The following is an 18639-nucleotide window of genomic DNA, read 5'->3' as shown; positions in this document are numbered from 1 at the left end:
GTGCGGGATTTATGCGAAGTGAATTTTTTTGCGACGGGGGAGGACGCCTTCGCGGGCGATCCGACTTGCCCGCGAAGAACGATAACGCGGTCTAAAGGCTGTCTTGCAGGTGGCTGCGCAGCTCCTGGAGATCCGCTTGCAGCTTCTTCAACTGCTCCAGCGTCTGCCCGCTGGCGCCGAGGATGCACTGCGGAATGTCGCGCGCTTTGTCTCGCAGCGCATGGCCTTGCTCGGTGAGTTCGACAATCACCACCCGTTCGTCTTCGCGGCTGCGGGTGCGGCTCAGCAGGCCTTCGGCTTCCAGGCGTTTGAGCAGCGGGGTGAGGGAGCCGGGGTCGGTCAGCAGTCGGCTGCTGATTTCGCCGACCGTCAATCCGTCCTTTTCCCACAACACCATCATTGCCAGGTACTGCGGATACGTCAGGCCCAGCGCTTGCAGCAGCGGCTTGTAAACCTTGGTCATCAGCAATGAAGTGGAATGCAGGGCGAAGCAGACCTGATTATCCAGCAGCAGGTTATCGCAGTTGTCCGGGGTGTCGCGCTCGGTGTTCATTTCAAAGCCTTGATCAGTGATCGTCATGAATCTAGCGGGCGAATCTTTAATGCGCCAGATAATTATGGACTAGTGGCGGTCCAGGTTGGTTTGCAGCGCCAGATCCCACGGTGGGATGGGGCTGAAACGGGTCTTCAGGTATTCCAGCAGCAAGCGGCTACGCGAACTGGGCTGCTGCTCCAGGCGTAACGCATAAATACCGGTGCTTTCCGGTTTTGGCAGACCTTGTTCGCAGAACAGCGGCAGCAATTCGCCGCGCAATAAATACTCACTGGCCAGCCAGGTCGGCAGATGCGCGACACCCAACCCGGCCAGTGCGCCGCAGACCAGCGCCTCGGCGTTGTTGGCGCTCATGCGGATTCGCGCAGGCCGGTGCAAGTGCATCTGCCCATCCCGCTCGAAGCGCCAGGCGAACGGCGGAGCCAGGCCATCCCAATCCAGACCGTCGTGGTCGACCAATTGCGCCGGCTCGGTCGGCACGCCACGGCGTTGCAGGTAATCGGGGCTGGCGCAGGCGATGCGCACCATGCTCGCCAGCGGCGTGGCCACCAGCCGGGTATCGGCCATTTGCCCGGCACGCAATACCAGGTCGACCTTGCCCAGGTTCGAACCCTGCATGTCGACAAAGCTGTCGATCAGGTGCAATTGCACGTCGAGACCGGGGTAAAGGGTCAGGAAGTCGGCAATCACCGGTGCCAGATGGCGTCGTCCGAACGCTGCCGGCGCATCGACCCGAATCAAGCCTTCCGGCGCGTTGCTCAGGGACACCGCTTCCGCCCGCGCCAGCCGCAGTTCCGCGACGATCCGCCGCGCGCGCTCGGCAAAGGCCAAGCCTGCCGGGGTAGCCCGCACCGCGTGGGTGCTGCGAATGAACAGCTGACTGCCGACGGCGCTTTCCAGGCTATCGATACGTCGCGCCACCGCCGATGGCGTCAGGGGATGACGGCGGGATGCAGCGGAAAAACTGCCGGTCTCCAGCACATCCAGAAACAGTCCGAGTTGTTCGGTCAATTGATTGGGGTTCATGGCTTCATTAACGCTTATGCGAATTTGGCACAGCCATTGTGCGTTGCTATGCGTTTCCCTGCCAGAGCCGACTGCGTAGGATGAGCGGCCTGACAAGAGGAAACCGCCTGTGATTGAGTTCGTGATGTACCTGGTTTTTGGCGCCGCCATGGGCACCCTCGGCGGGCTCTTCGGCATTGGTGGTGGGTTGGTGGCGATTCCGCTGCTGGGCGTGTGGTGCGGTCTCGATCAGCAGGTCGCCCAAGGCACGGCGCTGGTGATGGTGGTGCCGAACGTGATGCTGGCGCTATGGCGTTATCACCAGCGCAATCGCATCGAATTGCGTCATGCGCTGCCATTGGCTTCGATGGGATTCTGCTTCGCCTGGATCGGTTCGATCTGGGCGGTGGGCATCGATGCGCAAACCATGCGCGTGGGGTTTGTCGCGTTCCTGGTCGCGCTGTCGGCCTACAACCTGATGCGAATGTTCACCGCCACTGCGCCGGCGTCTTCACAGATGCATTATTCATGGCCGTGGCTGGGTGTGCTCGGCGCGGCTTCCGGGACCATGGGCGGGTTGTTTGGCGTGGGTGGGGCGGTGGTGGCCACGCCGGTGTTGACCAGTCTGTTCGGTACCAGCCAAGTGGTTGCCCAGGGCTTGTCGCTGGCACTGGCATTGCCGAGCACGGGCGTCACGTTGGCGACTTATGCGGTGCACCATCAGGTGCACTGGGCGATCGGTATTCCCTTGGCGGTCGGTGGATTGATGAGCATCAGTTGGGGCGTGAGAATCGCCCACGCACTGCCGGAGCGGCTGTTGCGCGGGCTGTTCTGTGGGTTTCTGGTGTGCTGCGCGGTGATGCTCGCCTTTAAAGTTTGAAGCCTTCGACGATGTGCTCGGCCAGGCATTCGGTGATCGGTGAAGGGTTGTTCAGGTTGCGGATCAGCATGATGCTGGCTTCCGGCAACAGGGGCAGGTCTTCGTCGGCGCCAAGGATGCGCATGTCTGGCGTGATCAGGCTTTCCAGTTGCGCGGTGATCGCAAGCCCCGCGCTGACCACGGCCATCAACGCCGACAGGCTGGAGCTGTTGTAGGCAATGCGATAATCGCGACCCATGGCTTCCAGCGCATTACACGCCCAGGCACGGCAGAAACAATCGCTATTGAACATCGCCAGCGGCAGCGGCGTCTGCTCGTGGGCGTTGAAGCATTGGGCCTCGGCCCAGACAAAGCGCTCCTTGCGCAACAACTGGCCGATCTCGTTACCCGGCTCGCGGGTGACGATGGACAGGTCCAGGTCCTGGCGCTGCAACAGTTGCCGGGTCGACTCGCAATGAACCTCGATCTGGATCAGCGGGTAGAACTGCGCGAAGCGCGACAGGATGCCCGGCAGAAAGCGCATCACGTAATCGTCGGGCGTGCCGATGCGCACCGTGCCGACCATGTGCGGCTCGCGCAGGGTATTGAAGACTTCGCTGTGGAGTTTGAGGATGCGCCGCGCATAGCCGAGCAGCACCTGGCCTTCGGCGGTCAGCTTGACCTGGCGCCCGTCGCGTTCGAACAGCTGGCGCTGCAACACGTCTTCTTCCAGACGTTTCATCTGCATGCTCACCGCCGACTGGGTGCGGTTGACCATTTCCCCGGCGCGGGTAAAGCCGCCCTGATCAGCGATCGCGACGAAGGTGCGCAGTACATCGGTGTCGATACTGGGGTAGGCGGACATTCATCAATCTCCGAGATGTATGCCATCAGAAACATTCGTTGGATTGATCTTAGCGCTGCGGCGAGACTGGATCCATCCCTAAAGGAGGGCTACACGATGAAAGGTCACAACGAGCATGTAACGGAACAAAAATTCTCAATCCACGCGGTATCCGATCTGCTGCACAAGTTTAGTCGCTGGTACGAACTTCACCGTGAACGTGAATTACTGGCGAGCTTGAGCGACGAAGCACTGAAGGATATCGGCGTGAGCCGCGCAGATGTGGAGCATGAGGCAGTAAGACCGTTCTGGGATGATCCGATGCACAAATGATGATGCCATCGCTACACAAACCACTTTCGGGTGAGGTAGGTTGCGAGCAGACAAGGAGATGCTCATGCCCGCCACACTGTCCTTTTCCCTCAAACAGGCTCGGCGTCTGGCGCTGGCTGCCCAAGGGTTCAACGGGCGCCAGCCGCCGGCGGCGATCAAGCCGGTTCAGCTCAACCGGCTGATCGAACGGCTCGGCATTCTGCAGATCGATTCGGTCAATGCACTGGTGCGTTCGCACTACCTTCCCGTGTTTTCCCGTCTTGGCAATTATTCAACCGACTTGCTCGATCAGGCTGCCTGGAGTCAGGGCCGCCGGCGCACGTTGTTCGAGTATTGGGGCCACGAAGCTTCGTTATTACCGTTGTCGATGTACCCCTTGATGCGCTGGCGCATGCAGCGCGCTTCCCGTGGCGAAGATATCTACCAGCAACTGGCGCGTTTCGGTCGTGAGCAGCAGGACACGATTCGCCGTGTTTTAGCGTCGGTCCAGGAGCTCGGTGCGCTGGGGGCGGGCAGCCTGTCGACCCGTCAGGAACGGGCAGGGCCGTGGTGGGACTGGAGCGCTGAAAAGCATGCGCTTGAATGGTTGTTCGCCGCCGGTGAAGTGACCGTGGCCAGCCGGCGCGGGTTCGAACGGCTTTATGATTTGCCGGAACGGGTGATTCCTTCGGCGCTTCTGCAGCAGCCCTTGCTCAGTGAAGCCGAAGCCCAGCGCGGGTTATTGCTGCATGCGGCCACGGCGTTGGGCGTCGGCACGGAAAAGGACCTGCGGGACTATTTTCGCTTGAGCCCGGCAGACAGCCGGCCGCGTCTGGCGGAACTGGTCGAGGGCGGAAAGCTGCTGGTCTGTGGAGTTGAAGGCTGGCGGCAACCGGCTTATTGCCTGGCTGAGCCGAAAGTGCCGCGTAAGGTCGAGGCCAGTGCGCTGCTTTCACCATTCGATTCGCTGATTTGGGAGCGCAGCCGTACCGAGCGATTGTTCGATTTCCGTTATCGGCTGGAGATTTATACGCCGCAGAATAAACGCGTCTACGGCTATTACGTCTTGCCGTTTTTGCACAATGAGCGGATTGCTGCGCGGGTCGACTTGCGAGCCGAACGAGCGTCGGGCCGGTTGGCGGTGCATGCCGTGCATGAGGAAGAGCCGGGGCTGGATGATGAAGGGATGCTGGCGTTGGCGGTCAATCTGCGGCGGATGGCGGACTGGTTGGGGCTCGAGCGGCTTCAGCTGAATTGCCCGCGGGCGAGTGCGGCGCGGTTGCGGGGGGCGTTGGCTCAATTCAGTGTTGTTTGAATTGACGCCTTCGCGGGCAAGCCTCGCTCCTACAGGTTTTATGTCGTCCACCGGAAATGTGAACGACCCAAAACCTGTAGGAGCGAGGCTTGCCCGCGAAGGGCTTAACGCGATTTAACGGCGGACTTGCTTCAGGGTCTCTGCAATCAAAAACGCCAGTTCCAGCGACTGATCGGCATTCATCCGCGGGTCGCAATGGGTGTGATAACGATCCGACAGCCCGTCTTCGGTAATCGGCCGCGCACCACCGATGCATTCGGTGACGTTCTGCCCGGTCATTTCGATGTGTATGCCGCCGGCATAACTGCCTTCCGCTTCGTGAACCTGGAAGAACTGCTTCACCTCGCCAAGGATCTGCGCGAAGTCGCGGGTCTTGTAGCCGCTGCTGGCCTTGATGGTGTTGCCGTGCATCGGGTCGGAGCTCCAAAGCACTTGCTTGCCTTCGCGCTGCACCGCGCGAATCAGTTGCGGCAGGTGATCGCCGACCTTGTTCGCGCCCATCCGCGCAATCAGGTTCAGGCGACCCGGGTCGTTGTCCGGGTTGAGCACATCGATCAGGCGAATCAGGTCTTCAGGGTTCATGCTCGGGCCGACCTTGACCCCGATCGGGTTATGCACCCCGCGCAGGAATTCGACGTGAGCACCGTCCAGTTGACGTGTACGGTCACCGATCCACAGCATGTGGGCCGAGCAGTCGTAGTAGTCGTTGGTCAGGCTGTCGCGACGCACGAAGGCTTCTTCGTAGTTCAGCAGCAGCGCTTCGTGGGCGGTGAAGAAACTGGTTTCGCGCAGTTGCGGCGAGCTGTCCATGCCGCAGGCGCGCATGAAGGCCAGGGTTTCATCGATGCGATCGGCCAGGTGGCTGTATTTCTCGGCCAGTGCCGAGTTGGCGATGAAGTCCAGGTTCCATTTGTGTACCTGATGCAGATCGGCAAAGCCGCCCTGGGCAAAGGCGCGCAGCAGATTCAGGGTCGCGGTGGACTGATGGTAGGACTGCAGCAGGCGATCCGGGTCCGGTACGCGGCTTTTTTCGTCGAAACCAATGCCGTTGACGATGTCGCCACGGTAGGCCGGCAGCGTCACGCCGTTGATGGTTTCATCGTTGGCCGAACGGGGTTTGGCGAACTGACCGGCCATGCGTCCGACTTTGACCACCGGGCAACCGGCCGCGAAGGTCATGACGATCGCCATTTGCAGCAACACTTTAAAGGTGTCGCGAATTTTCGCGGCGGAGAATTCGGCGAAGCTTTCGGCGCAGTCGCCGCCCTGCAACAGAAATGCCCGGCCCTGGGTGACTTCGGCAAACTGACGGCGCAACTCCCGCGCTTCACCGGCAAACACCAGTGGCGGATAGCTCGCCAGGGTTTGCTCGACGTGCAGCAAATGCGCCGCGTCGGGGTATTGAGGTTGTTGCTGGATCGGCAGGGCGCGCCAGCTGTCAGGGCTCCAGGGTTGGCTCATCGCAGTCTCTAGTGTTTTACGCTCGGACGGTTATGTTATCAGCAATTAGTGCGTGACCTGCTCCCGTCGCTTCGCGGACAATCGCGCCTTTGCCGCTTTATGTTGCGGTTTATCGTGTTGCCGGGGCCGGTAACGATCAGGAGACGAAATGACTGAGGAGCGCGTCGAGCATCTGCTCGCCGAGGTGCAGGATGAGTTCGGCGTGATTCGCGTGCTGGAAGTGGCCGATTACCGTTTTCTGGAGTTCGGTGACGCCATCGAACAGAGCTGCGTGTTCACCGCCGACCCTAGCTGGCTCGAGTACGATTACACCCGCGCGATGCTGATTGGTGCGCTGTGCCACGAGCAGCCGGAAAGCGCGCTGTTCCTCGGCCTTGGTGCTGGGACACTGACCCAGGCTTGCTTGAAGTTCCTGCCACTGGAAGATGTCGAAGCCATCGAGCTGCGCCCTGACGTACCGCGCCTGGCCATCGAATACCTGGGGCTGGATGACGATCCGCGGCTGTACATCCGCGTCGGCGATGCGCTGGAGTTGCTCGATACGGCTGAACCGGCCGATCTGATTTTCGTCGACTTGTACACCGATGTCGGGCCGGGTGTCGGGCATCTGGCCTGGAGCTTTCTGGAAAACTGTCAGAAACGCTTGAATCCGGGGGGGTGGCTGGTGATCAACCAGTGGGCTACCGACGACGGCAAGCCGTTGGGTGCAGCGTTGTTGCGCGGTCTCTATCACCGGCATTACTGGGAACTGCCGGTGAAGGAGGGCAACGTGATTCTGATCGTGCCATCGGAGCTGGATCAGGAGCTGGACATGGAAGGGCTGATCGCCCGCGCGGAAGGCCTGGCGCCGCGGTTGGGGTATTCGTTGCAATCGCTGATCAAGGATATTCGGCCGGCGACTTAATGCGATGAGGTCATCTGTGGCGAGGGAGCTTGCTCCCTCGCCACAAAAGCCGATCTGTCAGCAGCCTTTGAAGACGCCTGGCCGCTTCTCGATCATCGACCGCACACCCTCCTTGGCGTCCTCGCTGTTGAGCAGTTTCTTCACCAGCGGCGGCAATGCCTGGGTCGCAGCAATTTCACCCTCGTAGCGCGCCTGTCGCGCAGACATCAACGTCGCCTGAACCCCCAGCGGTGCCTGCCTCGCAATCCTCTCGGCCAACTCGATCGCCCGTGGCAGCAAGTCCTCGCTGGCCATGACTTCCTGCACCAGGCCCAGATGCAAGGCGTCATGTGCATCGAATTCATCGCCGGTGAGCAGCCAGCGCATGGCGTTGCCCCAACCGGCGACCTGATGCAGGCGCAAGGTGGCGCCACCGAACGGGAGGAGTCCGCGCTGCACTTCCTTTTGGGCAAAACGGGTATTGCTGGCGCACAGGTTGATGTCGGCGGCCAGCATCAATTCGATGCCCGCGGTCAGGCAGTAGCCTTGCGCCGCGACAATCACCGGTTTGCTGACCCGGGGGCCGCCGAACACGCCCCAGGGATCGCAGCCGCCGGGCGGTGCCTGCCAGCCTTCGGCCAGGGCTGCGCCGGCGCTGACCAGGTCGAGCCCGGCAGTGAAATGCTCGCCATGGCCGAACACCACTGCGACCCGCGCCTCACTGTCGGCTTCGAATTCGCCATAGGCCAGGCTGAGCGCATTGAGCAGGTCGAGGTCGAAGGCATTGCGCTTGGCCACCCGATCCAGGCCGATCATCAGGACATGACCGTGTCTTTCACGGGTTACACGACTGGGGCTGGGCTGATTCATGGAGCATTTCCTCGGGCGGGAAGGGTGCGTCAGACCAAAGGTCTGCGTCGCAAGGGTGAACCGTTTTAGCGCCATCGTCAGCAGGGCCGGGCCTTTGCAAAATAGACGGTTGTACGATTATCCGCAAAGCCTGTGACACAACGGCGTATGCCGGTTTTTTCCGACAAAAAAAGCTCCCTTTTTTGCCGAATTCCGGTATAGTGCGCGCCGGCCTTTAACCGGGCCGCGTTTAGGTAGCGCAATTCCCCGAAGCCAGCTTCGGCTGCACGTCCGCCCCGCGGACTCTTCCTTGACGATTCTTTTCATTCATTCGTTTTCGCAAATCCCCGCCGACAAAGCTGCCAGGGCGACTCTTGAGTCTCAACACGGCATGCGCAGCTTTGGAGCATGGGTCTTTGCGGATGCACTTAGAGGCAGACCCATGACCCAGGAAATCGGCGGCTTCGCCGCTCTTGAACTTCACCCTAATATTGTCGCTGCAGTAGTCGCTACCGGCTATGAAGAGCCTTCGGCCATTCAGCAGCAGTCGATCCCGATCATTCTCGCCGGTCACGATATGATTGGCCAGGCGCAAACCGGTACCGGTAAAACCGCTGCCTTTGCCCTGCCGATTCTGCACCGCATTGATCCGTCCAAGCGCGAGCCGCAAGCTCTGATCCTGGCCCCAACTCGTGAGTTGGCGCTACAAGTTGCAACCGCTTTCGAAACCTACGCCAAGCAAATGCCGGGCGTAACTGTTGTGGCTGTCTACGGCGGCGCGCCGATGGGCCCACAATTGAAAGCAATCCGTAATGGCGCACAGATTGTTGTCGCCACTCCGGGTCGTCTGTGCGACCACCTGCGTCGCGACGAAAAAGTCCTGGCTACCGTGAACCACCTGGTTCTCGACGAAGCGGACGAAATGCTCAAGCTGGGCTTCATGGACGACCTGGAAGTTATCTTCAAGGCCATGCCGGAAACCCGTCAGACCGTATTGTTCTCGGCCACCCTGCCGCAATCGATCCGTGCCATCGCCGAACGCCACCTGCGCGATCCGAAGCATGTGAAGATCCAGAGCAAGACTCAGACCGTTACCGCGATCGAACAGGCTCACCTGTTGGTTCACGCTGACCAGAAGACTTCTGCCGTTCTCAGCTTGCTGGAAGTGGAAGATTTCGACGCCCTGATCATGTTCGTGCGCACCAAGCAAGCGACCCTGGACCTGGCCAGTGCCCTGGAAGCCAAAGGCTACAAAGCCGCTGCGCTGAACGGTGACATTGCTCAGAACCAGCGTGAGCGCGTCATCGAATCCCTCAAGGATGGCCGTCTGGACATCGTTGTGGCGACCGACGTTGCCGCTCGTGGCCTGGACGTTCCGCGTATCACTCACGTGTTCAACGTTGATATGCCGTACGACCCGGAATCCTACGTTCACCGTATCGGCCGTACCGGCCGTGCCGGTCGCGAAGGTCGCGCGCTGCTGCTGGTCACTCCTCGTGAGCGCCGCATGCTGCAAGTGATCGAGCGTGTTACCGGTCAGAAAGTTGCCGAAGTTCGCCTGCCGGACGCTCAAGCTGTTCTCGATGCCCGCATCAAGAAACTGACCAACAGCCTGTCGCCGCTGGTAGGTGATGCCGAGTCGACTCACGGTGATCTGCTGGATCGTCTGACTGCCGACATCGGTTGCAGCCCGCGTGCCCTGGCCGCAGCTCTGCTGCGCAAGGCTACCAACGGTCAAGCGCTGACCCTGGCCGCGATCGAGAAAGAACGTCCGCTGGTGCCGAACAATGCACCGCGTGGCGATCGTCCAGAGCGTTCCGGTGATCGTCCGGACCGTGGTGACCGCGAGCGTCGTGCTCCGATCCCGCTGGCTGAAGGCCGTGCTCGTTGCCGTACCGCGCTGGGCGCGCGTGATGGTATCGCTGCCAAGAACCTGCTGGGCGCCATCCTCAACGAAGGTGGTCTGGCGCGTGAAGCCATCGGTCGCATTCAGGTGCGTGACAGCTTCAGCCTCGTCGAGCTGCCGGAAGATGGTCTGGAGCGTCTGCTGACCAAACTGAAGGACACTCGCGTTGCCGGTAAGCAGTTGAAGCTGCGTCGCTACCGCGAAGATTGATCCGCTCTCGGGCTGATTGATCGAACATAAAAAATCCCCGACTGGTTCGGGGATTTTTTTTGCCTGCTGTTTTGTGTCTGGCGTTTGAGCGGGGGCAGCGGTCGACTTATTAGTCGAAACGATAGATATCCATCCCCAGCGCCCCCATGGTGAACCCCTGGTGCACAACGCTGAACTCGCCTCCGGCCGCGCGGGCGAAGTACAGCGGTAACAGATGTTCGTCACTCGGATGGTTGCGCACCGCGTTCGGCGCTTGCTGGCGATAGTCGTGTAGCGCGGCTTCATCGTTCGCTTCGAGTTTTTCGATCATCCAGTCGCGGAACGCCTTGGCCCAAGGTTCGACGCTTTCCGGGCCGGCGTGCCAGTCCAGTTCGCGCAGGTTGTGGGTGATGCTGCCAGAGCCGATCAACAGCACGCCGTGCTCACGCAGGCTGGCCAGGGCATGGCCGACGCGGGTTTGCAGCTCCGGGCCGCCACGGGTGGGCAGCGAGACCTGCACCACCGGGACATCGGCCTGCGGGTACATCAACGACAAGGGTACCCAAACGCCGTGGTCGAAGGGGCGCTTGGCGTCGATGCGCGCAGGCAGGCCATCGGCTTTTAGCAGCTCGACGACCTCTGTCGCCAGTTGCGGGCTGCCGGGTGCCGGGTATTGCACCTCGAACAAGGCCCGCGGAAAACCGCCGAAGTCGTGCCAGGTTTCGGGTTGGGGGTTGCCGCTGACCAGCAATTCGCTGCTTTCCCAGTGTGCGGAAACGATCACGATGGCCTTGGGCTTGGGCATTGTCGCGGCCAGATTCGCGAGGGCCGGCCCACTGGCGCCAGGTTCCAGGGCCAGCATGGGGGAGCCATGAGAGATATACAGGCTGGGGAACATAATTGAGCTCCTGGGAGTAAGATGGCAGCATCTTCAGTCAGATCATTGATCTAAATCTAATATAAGTTTTAGAGTCTTTTGATCGAATTTTTCGGGGTTAATTATGCAGCCGGAGTTTTGGCACAAACGGTGGGCGTCGAATCAGATCGGCTTTCATCTGCCGGAAGTAAATCCCTATCTGCAACGGTTCTGGCCGCAACTGGGCCTTGATGAAGGTTCTCGCGTACTGGTGCCGTTGTGTGGCAAGAGCCTGGACCTGTTGTGGCTGGCGCACTGCGGTCATGAGGTGCTGGGTATCGAGTTGTCGGAAAAGGCCATCGAGGACTTTTTCAATGAGCATCAACTGGACCCGGCAATCAGCGACCAGGGGCCTTTCAACGTCTATCGGGCCGGGTCGATCGAGCTGTGGTGCGGCGATTTCTTCGAGTTGACGGCAGGCGATGTTGCCGATTGCAGCGCACTGTACGACCGCGCGGCGCTGATCGCCTTGCCGCCAGCGATGCGTGAACAATACGCGGCTCATCTGATCCGGATTCTGCCGAAGGATTCTTTAGGGATTTTGATTACGCTGGATTACGACCAGAAGCAAATGGCCGGACCGCCATTTGCTGTGCTTGATGACGAAGTGCAACGGCTGCTGGGGGCTTCGTGGGAGCTGAAGATCCTGGAAGACCAGGATGTCCTGGGTGAGAGCTGGAAGTTTCTCGAGGCCGGTGTCACGCGGCTTGAGGAGCGTGTGTATCGGGTTTCCAGCCATTAAGGTGTGTTGAGCTTGCTGGCCTCTTCGCGGGCAAGTTGGATCGCCGCACCGCTCGCTCCTACAGGCTTTGTGTAATTCGCCGATTATGTGAACGACACAAGACCTGTAGGAGCGAGGCTTGCCCGCGAAGAGGGCCTGAAGAGCACCGCATTAATCAAACAGACAAAAAAGGCCCGCATTCACTGCGGGCCTTTTCTTTTAGTGCTGCGGAAGCTGTCAGCCCCGGCGACGCAGTGCGTCGATGCGTTCTTCCAGCGGCGGGTGGCTCATGAACATGCGGGCGAACCCTTGTTTGAGACCACCGTTGATGCCGAAGGCATTCAGGGTATCCGGCATGTGCACCGGCAGCCCTTGTTCGGCACGCAGGCGCTGCAGGGCACCGATCATTGCGCTGGTACCCGCCAGGCGTGCGCCGGCGTCGTCGGCGCGGAATTCGCGCTTGCGCGAGAACCACATGACGATGGCGCTGGCCAGGATGCCCAGGACCAGTTCAGCGAAGATGGTCGCCACGTAGTAGGCGATACCCTGGCCTTCTTCGTTCTTGAAGATCACCTTGTCGACAAAATTGCCGATGATCCGGGCGAAGAACATCACGAAGGTGTTCACCACGCCCTGGATCAGCGCCAGGGTGACCATGTCGCCATTGGCCACGTGACCGATTTCGTGGGCCAGAACGGCTTTCACTTCATCCGGCGAGAAACGCTCGAGCAAGCCCTGGCTGACCGCGACCAGTGCGTCGTTCTTGTTCCAGCCGGTGGCGAAGGCGTTGGCTTCATAGGCCGGGAAAATCCCGACTTCGGGCATCTTGATCCCGGCTTCGCGGGACAGTTGCTCGACGGTTTGCAGCAGCCATTGCTCATGCCGGGTGCGCGGCTGGCTGATGATCTGGGTGCTGGTGCTCATTTTCGCCATCCACTTGGAGATGAACAGCGAGAACAGGGAACCGGCGAAACCAAAGACCGCACAGAAAATCAGCAGCTGATTGAGGTTGAGATCAACCCCGTTGGCCGCCATGAACCCGTTGAAGCCGAAAAGGCTCAGGGTGATGCTGGCAATCAGCACGACCGCCAGGTTAGTGGCCAAAAACAGCAAAATGCGCATCATGGTTGTAGAAATCTCCTCGTGCTAAAGATGTAGCGTACTGCGGGGTATATAAGGTGCTGCACCGGGCTATTCAACCGGGTGACTATTTCAAACTGTGTCCTACGGCAACAGTCTAGCTGCTTGAAGGGCATTTCCGACGTCGACATGGGAAACGGTTGTCAGCCGATTAGCTTCACAGGCCCCCGCCGTTATTGGGCGTGGGCATGAAGCGTGTCGTCAGTCAGCGCTTGAAACAACGAGGCAGGGCAGGGCGCACAGAAGTGTTGCTGAATTAATCACCGTGCGACTTTTATCCGCGTCGCACGGTGACAGGCCATTTACTGGCGATAGGACTTGAGGAAGTTGCCGATCCGGCCAATGGCCTGATCCAGGTCGTCGACCCGTGGCAGGGTGACCACGCGGAAATGGTCTGGCCATGGCCAGTTGAAGGCCGTGCCTTGTACCACCAGCAGCTTTTCCGAGAGCAGCAGGTCGAGCACGAATTTCTCGTCGTTGTGGATCGGGCAGACTTTCGGATCGATCCGCGGGAACGCATACAGCGCACCCATCGGCTTGACGCAGCTCACGCCCGGAATGTCGTTGAGCAGTTCCCAGGTACGATTACGCTGTTCCAGCAGACGCCCTTGGGGCAATACCAGATCGTTGATGCTCTGATAACCACCGAGTGCGGTCTGGATTGCGTGCTGGCTCGGCACGTTGGCACACAGGCGCATATTAGCCAGCATGTCGATGCCTTCGATGTAGCTCTGGGCGTGGTGTTTCGGGCCGGAAATGGCGATCCAGCCGGAGCGGAAGCCGGCCACGCGATAGGACTTGGACAGGCCGTTGAAGGTCAGGCACAGCAGGTCCGGTGCCAGCGAGGCGGTGCAGATGTGCACGGCGTCGTCGTACAGGATCTTGTCGTAGATCTCGTCGGAGAACACCACCAGATTGTGCTGACGGGCCAGTTCCAGCATGCCCAGCAGGACTTCTTTCGAATACACCGCGCCGGTCGGGTTGTTCGGGTTGATGATCACCAGGGCCTTGGTGTTCGGGGTGATCTTGGCCTTGATGTCGGCCAGGTCCGGCCACCAGTTGGCCTGCTCGTCGCACAGGTAATGCACCGGGTTGCCGCCCGCCAGGCTCACTGCGGCGGTCCACAGCGGATAGTCGGGGGCCGGCACCAGCACTTCGTCGCCGTTGTTGAGCAGGGCCTGCATCGACATCACGATCAGCTCGGAAACGCCGTTGCCCAGGTAAATGTCTTCAATGCCGACGCCTTCCACCTGCTTTTGCTGGTAGTACTGCATCACGGCTTTACGGGCGCTGAACAGGCCTTTGGAGTCGCTGTAGCCCTGGGCGGTCGGCAGGTTGCGGATCACGTCCTGAAGAATTTCGTCCGGCGCTTCGAAACCAAAGGGCGCCGGGTTGCCGATGTTCAGCTTGAGGATGCGATGACCTTCCTCTTCCAGGCGTTTGGCGTGCTTGAGCACTGGGCCGCGAATGTCGTAGCAGACGTTGGCGAGCTTGTTCGATTTGCTGACCTGCATGGCGATGTGTTCCCGAAAATGAACGATCCAGGCGGCGTGTGAACGACCGTGCTGGGAATCCTGCGTATTCACACAGGCCTGACGCCTTGAGTGGCGGCACTCATAAATCCGTTTGAATGCGCGTGGTCTGGCTGCCAGACTGGCGTTTGACGAGGCGCAATCATACGTGCCGCCCGATCCGTGGAAAAGGTACAGATCGGGCTTTTTCAGCTGCTGAGGTGTATCAATGGAAAAGTTGGAAAAAACCCTGGAAGAATGGCGGGCCATGCTTGATCCGGAGCAGTACAACGTTTGCCGCCTCAAGGGCACCGAGCGACCGTTCTCCGGTAAATACAACGGCACCAAAACCGACGGCGTTTACCACTGCATCTGCTGCAACGCACCGCTGTTCGACTCCAAAACCAAGTTCGATTCCGGCTGCGGCTGGCCGAGCTTCTATGCGCCGATTGGCGACAGCGCGATGGTCGAGATCCGTGATATCAGCCATGGCATGATCCGTACCGAAGTGGTCTGCGCCAAATGCGATGCGCACCTTGGGCATGTGTTCCCGGACGGTCCGCCGCCAACCGGTTTGCGTTATTGCATCAACTCGGTGTGCCTGGACCTCGTTCCCCGCGAATAATCTGCTGATGTCGTGCGCTTGATTTGTATACGCAGGAGCAGCCTCCGGCAGCTCCTGCAATGATGTTCGCGTGCCGGGCATCTATTGATTTATTAAATTGCACACAATTCAATTGCTCGCTATGTTTGATCTTCCTTCACTCGGAGTTCGTGCCATGAGCGACAACCTGCTGAGCATCCCTTGCACCACCATCAAGGGGGAGCAAAAGACCCTGGCCGATTTCGCCGGTAAAGCGGTGCTGGTGGTCAACACCGCCAGCAAATGTGGTTTCACCCCGCAGTACAAAGGCCTCGAAGAGCTCTGGCAGAGCTACAAGGATCAAGGTTTGGTGGTACTCGGCTTTCCCTGCAATCAGTTCGGCCAGCAGGAGCCGGGCAACGAAGGGGCGATTTCCGAGTTCTGCGAGCTGAATTACGGGGTGAGTTTCCCGCTGTTCAAGAAGATCGAAGTCAACGGTACCGGCGCTCATCCGCTGTTCGTTCAGCTGAAAAAACGCGCGCCAGGTGTATTGGGTTCCCAGGGCATCAAATGGAACTTCACCAAGTTCCTGATCGGCAAGGACGGTCAGCTGGTCAAGCGCTTTGCTCCGGCAACCAAGCCGCAAGCGCTGCGCCGCGAGATCGAAGCTCTGCTCAAATGAACACGTTGTCAGTTGATTCGCTGAAACTCGACAGTCAGCTCTGCTTCAAGCTGTACGCCGCTTCTCGGGCGGTGATCCGTGCCTACAAGCCGATGCTCGATCAACTGGGCCTGACCTACCCGCAATACCTGGCGATGCTGGTGCTGTGGGAATGGCAGGAGGCGGCGCCGGAGCAGCCGACGGTCAAGGCGCTGGGCGAGCGCCTGGCGCTGGATTCCGGGACCCTGACGCCGCTGCTCAAGCGTCTTGAGCAACTGCAACTGGTGCAGCGCCAGCGTTCGGCGCGCGATGAGCGCGAGGTGCACTTGAGCCTGTCGTCCACCGGCAAGGCCTTGCGCGATCAGGTCGGGCCGCTCAAGGCCCGCCTGTTGTGCGATAGCGGTGTCGATCTGGATCGCCTGAATGAGCTGCGCGATGGTCTTGATCACCTGTTGGGGCAAATCAAATCGCTGTCGTAGTGGGTATCCACAAGTCGAGCAGGGCCGCCAGTTCTTCCCGGCGGAAGGGTTTGGCCAGGTAGTCGCTCATGCCCGCCGCACGGCAACGTTCGCGTTCTTCGGACATGGCGTTGGCGGTCAGGGCGACGATGGGCAGTTGTGGCCAGCGCCCGCTGCGACGGATCTGCCGGCTGGCTTCATAACCGTCCATCACCGGCATGTTGCAGTCCATCAGCACCAGGTCGAATTCGCTGTGTTCGAGCTGATCCAGGGCTTCGGCACCATGGGCCGCGACGCTCACCTCGCAGCCAAGTTTGCCGAGCATGCCCTTGGCCACCAACTGATTGACCGGGTTGTCCTCCACCAGCAGGATGCGCCCGCGTCGCTGGGGCGAGAGGACTTCGACCCGGGCACCGTTGATCGTGTTGAGTTCCGGCTGCAAGATCCGTCGCAATGTCTGGTACAGCGCATTGCGCGCCAACGGTCGCGCCTGTTGCTGCAAAGGTGCCAGGGCGCTGGCTTGCTCGCTGGGCAGGAAACTGCCGTAAGCGGTCACCAGCAGAATCGGCGCGGTAAAAGTCGGGCGCAGGCCAAACAGGCATTCGGGGCAGTCGGTGATCAACACGTCCGGTTTCAGGCCGATCAATCGGTCATCGATGGAACGTTGTTGATAGCCGAGCCCCCATTCGGGCAATAGATTCTGTAGCAGTTCCGCCAGTCCGCTGCTGGCAGCCGTGATCGCGACGATGTTGCCTTGCAGAGCTGCTGGCGGGATGGCGCGGGTGTGGCAGGGCAGCGGCAGGTCGGCGCAGAACTGACTGCCGAAGCCTGCTTCCGAGCTGATCGTCAGACGCCCCTGCATGGCTTCGCAGAGGTTGTAAGTCAGCGCCAGGCCCAGCCCGGTACCGCCGAATTGCCGGGTAATGCCGGCACCGGCCTGGGTAAAGGGCTGGAAGATTTTGACCTGTGCGTCCTGGGCAATGCCGATGCCAGTGTCGCAGACCTCGATTCGCACGCCGTCTTCGAACGTTGAAAGACGCACATCGACCCGCCCGAAGCGGGTGAACTTGAGGGCGTTGGACAACAGGTTGCTGACGATCTGCCGGACCCGGGTCGGATCACCGAGTACCAGCGCGGGAAATTGCGGGTCGATCAGGCACGTCAGCTCGACGCTCGGCGCGGCGTTCTGGGACAGCAGGTTGGCGGTGTCTTCGATCAGCGAGCCGAGGTCGAATGGAATGTGTTCGAGTTCCAGCTGGCCGGCATCGAATTTCGACAGGTCGAGAATATCGTTGAGCAGCTCCACCAGCACTTTGCCCGAGTCATGGGCGATGGACAGCTGTTGCTGCTGCTCGGCATTGAGCGGGCCGTCCAGCGAGAGCGCGATCATCCCCAGCAGACCGTTGAGAGGCGTGCGGATTTCATGGCTCATGTTGGCCAGGAACACCGAGCGTGCCTCGGCCATGTCCAGGGCGGTGCGGCGGGCGACTTCCAGTTCCTCGTTGGACTGGCTGAGCCGCGAGTTGATGGCCTTGAGTTCCGCCGTACGGGCCGAGACGATATTTTCCAGTTGCGAGAGGTAGTCGGTCAGGCGGTTTTCGGCATTGCGCCGCTGCTGGATCTCGGTGGCAATGTTATCGAACTGTTGATTGGCGACCTTGACCAAGACGCCGATTTCATCGTTTTCATGCCCCGCCGGATACTCCAGCCAAGTCGGCTCCGCGCTGCGCGGATCACGACCACTGAGTTCTCGGATGACCCGTACCAGCGGTTTGGTCAGCATCACGTAAAACAGCGCCAGCAGAATGCCCGTAAGGATCAGGCTGCGCGCGAAGCCATTGAGCAGGGTCACTTCGGCCCGGCGCAGGAAACGACTGCCGAAAGTGTAGGTATCGACATCCAGGTGCAAGGTCCCCAGGGATTCGTCCGGCAAGTGGTCGAGGTAAAGACGGTCTTCAAACTGTCGGTTGGCGCCGAACAGGAAGTCGCTGAGCACCCGGTAATTGTTTTCCAGGCCCGGACGTTTGGCGCTGGCCAGCACGGTATTGTTGTTGTCGGTCAATTTCGCGCCGATGATCGCCGGGGAGCGCAGCAGGCCCAGGATCAGTTCCTGGGCGAGTTCGGCATCGATGTTGTAGGCGATGCGAGACGCGGGGTTATGGCTGATTTCCAGCAACGACAGGATTTCGCGGTTGATGGAGGCGTCTTCGCTGGCATAATCGATGCCTATTTGCACAAGGCTGAGCAGCGTGCCCAGAATGAAACCGACCAGCACCGTAAGCTTGGCTTGCTTGTACGACAGCCGCTGGCTGAACTTGATATCCATGGGGTGTTGAACCACTTCCGTTTCCCTTCGCTGCTCAAGCATAGTCGATCATCAATGGATACCGATGTTCTCGCAAAACACCTGTACGGGGTGTTGGCCGGGCATCGGATGCTGTGTTTCGTCGCTGTACCGCCATCATCACTGTGA

17 protein-coding genes and 1 pseudogene are annotated in these 18639 nt (G+C 60.2%); 9 read left to right on the top strand and 9 right to left on the bottom strand.

Translation table 11 applies throughout. The features are described 5' to 3' along the window. Positions 1-91: 91 nt before the first annotated feature. Together F475_RS25505 and F475_RS25500 are read right to left on the bottom strand one after the other, a co-directional pair. Positions 92-553 (bottom strand): MarR family winged helix-turn-helix transcriptional regulator, encoded by a 462-nt coding sequence (locus F475_RS25505; RefSeq protein ID WP_026286713.1) that lies wholly within the window; start codon positions 551-553, stop codon positions 92-94. A 69-nt stretch (positions 554-622) separates the two neighbouring features. After that, positions 623-1579 (bottom strand): LysR family transcriptional regulator, encoded by a 957-nt coding sequence (locus F475_RS25500; RefSeq protein WP_086944663.1) that lies wholly within the window; start codon positions 1577-1579, stop codon positions 623-625. Between the two features lie 124 nt (positions 1580-1703). On the opposite strand from F475_RS25500, the gene F475_RS25495 reads away from it, so the two are divergent. Continuing rightward, positions 1704-2438 carry a sulfite exporter TauE/SafE family protein gene (locus F475_RS25495; RefSeq protein WP_081626569.1) on the top strand — a complete coding sequence of 245 codons (735 nt, stop codon included), beginning with the start codon at positions 1704-1706 and terminating at the stop codon, positions 2436-2438. On the opposite strand, the gene F475_RS25490 is transcribed toward F475_RS25495, so the two are convergent. Next, positions 2428-3282 (bottom strand): LysR substrate-binding domain-containing protein, encoded by an 855-nt coding sequence (locus tag F475_RS25490; RefSeq protein WP_018930024.1) that lies wholly within the window; start codon positions 3280-3282, stop codon positions 2428-2430. The genes F475_RS25495 and F475_RS25490 overlap by 11 nt on opposite strands. A gap of 96 nt (positions 3283-3378) precedes the next feature. Between F475_RS25490 and F475_RS25485 the strand changes: the two genes are divergently transcribed. Then, complete coding sequence (locus F475_RS25485; RefSeq protein WP_018930023.1) at positions 3379-3594, top strand: DUF1127 domain-containing protein; 216 nt, start codon at positions 3379-3381, stop codon at positions 3592-3594. 64 nt (positions 3595-3658) lie between these two features. Further along, positions 3659-4888, top strand: coding sequence for a winged helix-turn-helix domain-containing protein (locus tag F475_RS25480; RefSeq protein ID WP_111455030.1), 1230 nt, complete (start codon positions 3659-3661; stop codon positions 4886-4888). A gap of 114 nt (positions 4889-5002) precedes the next feature. Here F475_RS25480 and F475_RS25475 read toward each other — a convergent pair whose 3' ends face one another. Then, the gene (locus F475_RS25475; RefSeq protein WP_007899909.1) at positions 5003-6349 is read right to left on the bottom strand and encodes a class II 3-deoxy-7-phosphoheptulonate synthase; all 1347 of its coding nucleotides are present in this window, start codon (positions 6347-6349) and stop codon (positions 5003-5005) included. 148 nt (positions 6350-6497) lie between these two features. On the opposite strand from F475_RS25475, the gene F475_RS25470 reads away from it, so the two are divergent. Next, entirely contained in the window at positions 6498-7253 is a 756-nt protein-coding gene (locus F475_RS25470) for a spermidine synthase (protein WP_007940010.1), read from the top strand. Positions 7254-7310: 57 nt separating this feature from the next. Here F475_RS25470 and F475_RS25465 read toward each other — a convergent pair whose 3' ends face one another. Then, positions 7311-8102, bottom strand: a complete 792-nt coding sequence (locus F475_RS25465) for a crotonase/enoyl-CoA hydratase family protein (protein WP_111455028.1) — start codon at positions 8100-8102, stop codon at positions 7311-7313. A gap of 387 nt (positions 8103-8489) precedes the next feature. On the opposite strand from F475_RS25465, the pseudogene F475_RS25455 reads away from it, so the two are divergent. After that, a pseudogene (locus F475_RS25455) lies at positions 8490-10197 on the top strand (DEAD/DEAH box helicase). A gap of 109 nt (positions 10198-10306) precedes the next feature. Here F475_RS25455 and F475_RS25450 read toward each other — a convergent pair. Continuing rightward, complete coding sequence (locus F475_RS25450; protein ID WP_111455027.1) at positions 10307-11074, bottom strand: class III extradiol ring-cleavage dioxygenase; 768 nt, start codon at positions 11072-11074, stop codon at positions 10307-10309. A gap of 103 nt (positions 11075-11177) precedes the next feature. On the opposite strand from F475_RS25450, the gene F475_RS25445 reads away from it, so the two are divergent. Then, complete coding sequence (locus F475_RS25445; RefSeq protein WP_111455025.1) at positions 11178-11834, top strand: thiopurine S-methyltransferase; 657 nt, start codon at positions 11178-11180, stop codon at positions 11832-11834. Positions 11835-12050: 216 nt separating this feature from the next. Here the strand turns inward: F475_RS25445 and htpX are convergent, their stop codons facing one another. Continuing rightward, on the bottom strand, positions 12051-12938 hold the full coding sequence (htpX, locus tag F475_RS25440; protein WP_008075669.1) for a protease HtpX: 888 nt from the start codon (positions 12936-12938) through the stop codon (positions 12051-12053). A 317-nt stretch (positions 12939-13255) separates the two neighbouring features. Then, complete coding sequence (locus tag F475_RS25435) at positions 13256-14467, bottom strand: pyridoxal phosphate-dependent aminotransferase (RefSeq protein WP_007940017.1); 1212 nt, start codon at positions 14465-14467, stop codon at positions 13256-13258. Between the two features lie 226 nt (positions 14468-14693). Here F475_RS25435 and msrB point away from each other — a divergent pair, with 226 nt between their 5' ends. The 3 genes from msrB to F475_RS25420 all read left to right on the top strand — a co-directional run bounded on the left by msrB (position 14694) and on the right by F475_RS25420 (position 16187). Continuing rightward, the gene (gene msrB, locus F475_RS25430; protein WP_007940018.1) at positions 14694-15089 is read left to right on the top strand and encodes a peptide-methionine (R)-S-oxide reductase MsrB; all 396 of its coding nucleotides are present in this window, start codon (positions 14694-14696) and stop codon (positions 15087-15089) included. 154 nt (positions 15090-15243) lie between these two features. After that, on the top strand, positions 15244-15729 hold the full coding sequence (locus tag F475_RS25425; RefSeq protein WP_111455023.1) for a glutathione peroxidase: 486 nt from the start codon (positions 15244-15246) through the stop codon (positions 15727-15729). Beyond that, on the top strand, positions 15726-16187 hold the full coding sequence (locus F475_RS25420) for a MarR family winged helix-turn-helix transcriptional regulator (RefSeq protein WP_007940020.1): 462 nt from the start codon (positions 15726-15728) through the stop codon (positions 16185-16187). Before F475_RS25425 ends, F475_RS25420 begins: the two co-directional genes overlap by 4 nt. Here the strand turns inward: F475_RS25420 and F475_RS25415 are convergent. Continuing rightward, complete coding sequence (locus tag F475_RS25415; RefSeq protein WP_111455021.1) at positions 16171-18492, bottom strand: response regulator; 2322 nt, start codon at positions 18490-18492, stop codon at positions 16171-16173. The genes F475_RS25420 and F475_RS25415 overlap by 17 nt on opposite strands. Positions 18493-18639: the final 147 nt, after the last annotated feature.

The organism is Pseudomonas sp. URMO17WK12:I6, assembly GCF_003253625.1.
Taxonomy (GTDB): Bacteria; Pseudomonadota; Gammaproteobacteria; order Pseudomonadales; family Pseudomonadaceae; genus Aquipseudomonas.
Note: the sequence above shows the minus strand (reverse complement) of the source record. Positions and strands in the feature narration are given on the sequence as shown.

Bases quoted from the DNA above. Each gene is read 5' to 3' on its own strand.
- F475_RS25505 (WP_026286713.1), bottom strand. From the start codon at position 553: ATGAACACCGAGCGCGACACCCCGGACAACTGCGATAACCTGCTGCTG.
- F475_RS25500 (WP_086944663.1), bottom strand. From the start codon at position 1,579: ATGAACCCCAATCAATTGACCGAACAACTCGGACTGTTTCTGGATGTG.
- F475_RS25495 (WP_081626569.1), top strand. From the start codon at position 1,704: ATGTACCTGGTTTTTGGCGCCGCCATGGGCACCCTCGGCGGGCTCTTC.
- F475_RS25490 (WP_018930024.1), bottom strand. From the start codon at position 3,282: ATGTCCGCCTACCCCAGTATCGACACCGATGTACTGCGCACCTTCGTC.
- F475_RS25485 (WP_018930023.1), top strand. From the start codon at position 3,379: ATGAAAGGTCACAACGAGCATGTAACGGAACAAAAATTCTCAATCCAC.
- F475_RS25480 (WP_111455030.1), top strand. From the start codon at position 3,659: ATGCCCGCCACACTGTCCTTTTCCCTCAAACAGGCTCGGCGTCTGGCG.
- F475_RS25475 (WP_007899909.1), bottom strand. From the start codon at position 6,349: ATGAGCCAACCCTGGAGCCCTGACAGCTGGCGCGCCCTGCCGATCCAG.
- F475_RS25470 (WP_007940010.1), top strand. From the start codon at position 6,498: ATGACTGAGGAGCGCGTCGAGCATCTGCTCGCCGAGGTGCAGGATGAG.
- F475_RS25465 (WP_111455028.1), bottom strand. From the start codon at position 8,102: ATGAATCAGCCCAGCCCCAGTCGTGTAACCCGTGAAAGACACGGTCAT.
- F475_RS25450 (WP_111455027.1), bottom strand. From the start codon at position 11,074: ATGTTCCCCAGCCTGTATATCTCTCATGGCTCCCCCATGCTGGCCCTG.
- F475_RS25445 (WP_111455025.1), top strand. From the start codon at position 11,178: ATGCAGCCGGAGTTTTGGCACAAACGGTGGGCGTCGAATCAGATCGGC.
- htpX (WP_008075669.1), bottom strand. From the start codon at position 12,938: ATGATGCGCATTTTGCTGTTTTTGGCCACTAACCTGGCGGTCGTGCTG.
- F475_RS25435 (WP_007940017.1), bottom strand. From the start codon at position 14,467: ATGCAGGTCAGCAAATCGAACAAGCTCGCCAACGTCTGCTACGACATT.
- msrB (WP_007940018.1), top strand. From the start codon at position 14,694: ATGGAAAAGTTGGAAAAAACCCTGGAAGAATGGCGGGCCATGCTTGAT.
- F475_RS25425 (WP_111455023.1), top strand. From the start codon at position 15,244: ATGAGCGACAACCTGCTGAGCATCCCTTGCACCACCATCAAGGGGGAG.
- F475_RS25420 (WP_007940020.1), top strand. From the start codon at position 15,726: ATGAACACGTTGTCAGTTGATTCGCTGAAACTCGACAGTCAGCTCTGC.
- F475_RS25415 (WP_111455021.1), bottom strand. From the start codon at position 18,492: ATGGATATCAAGTTCAGCCAGCGGCTGTCGTACAAGCAAGCCAAGCTT.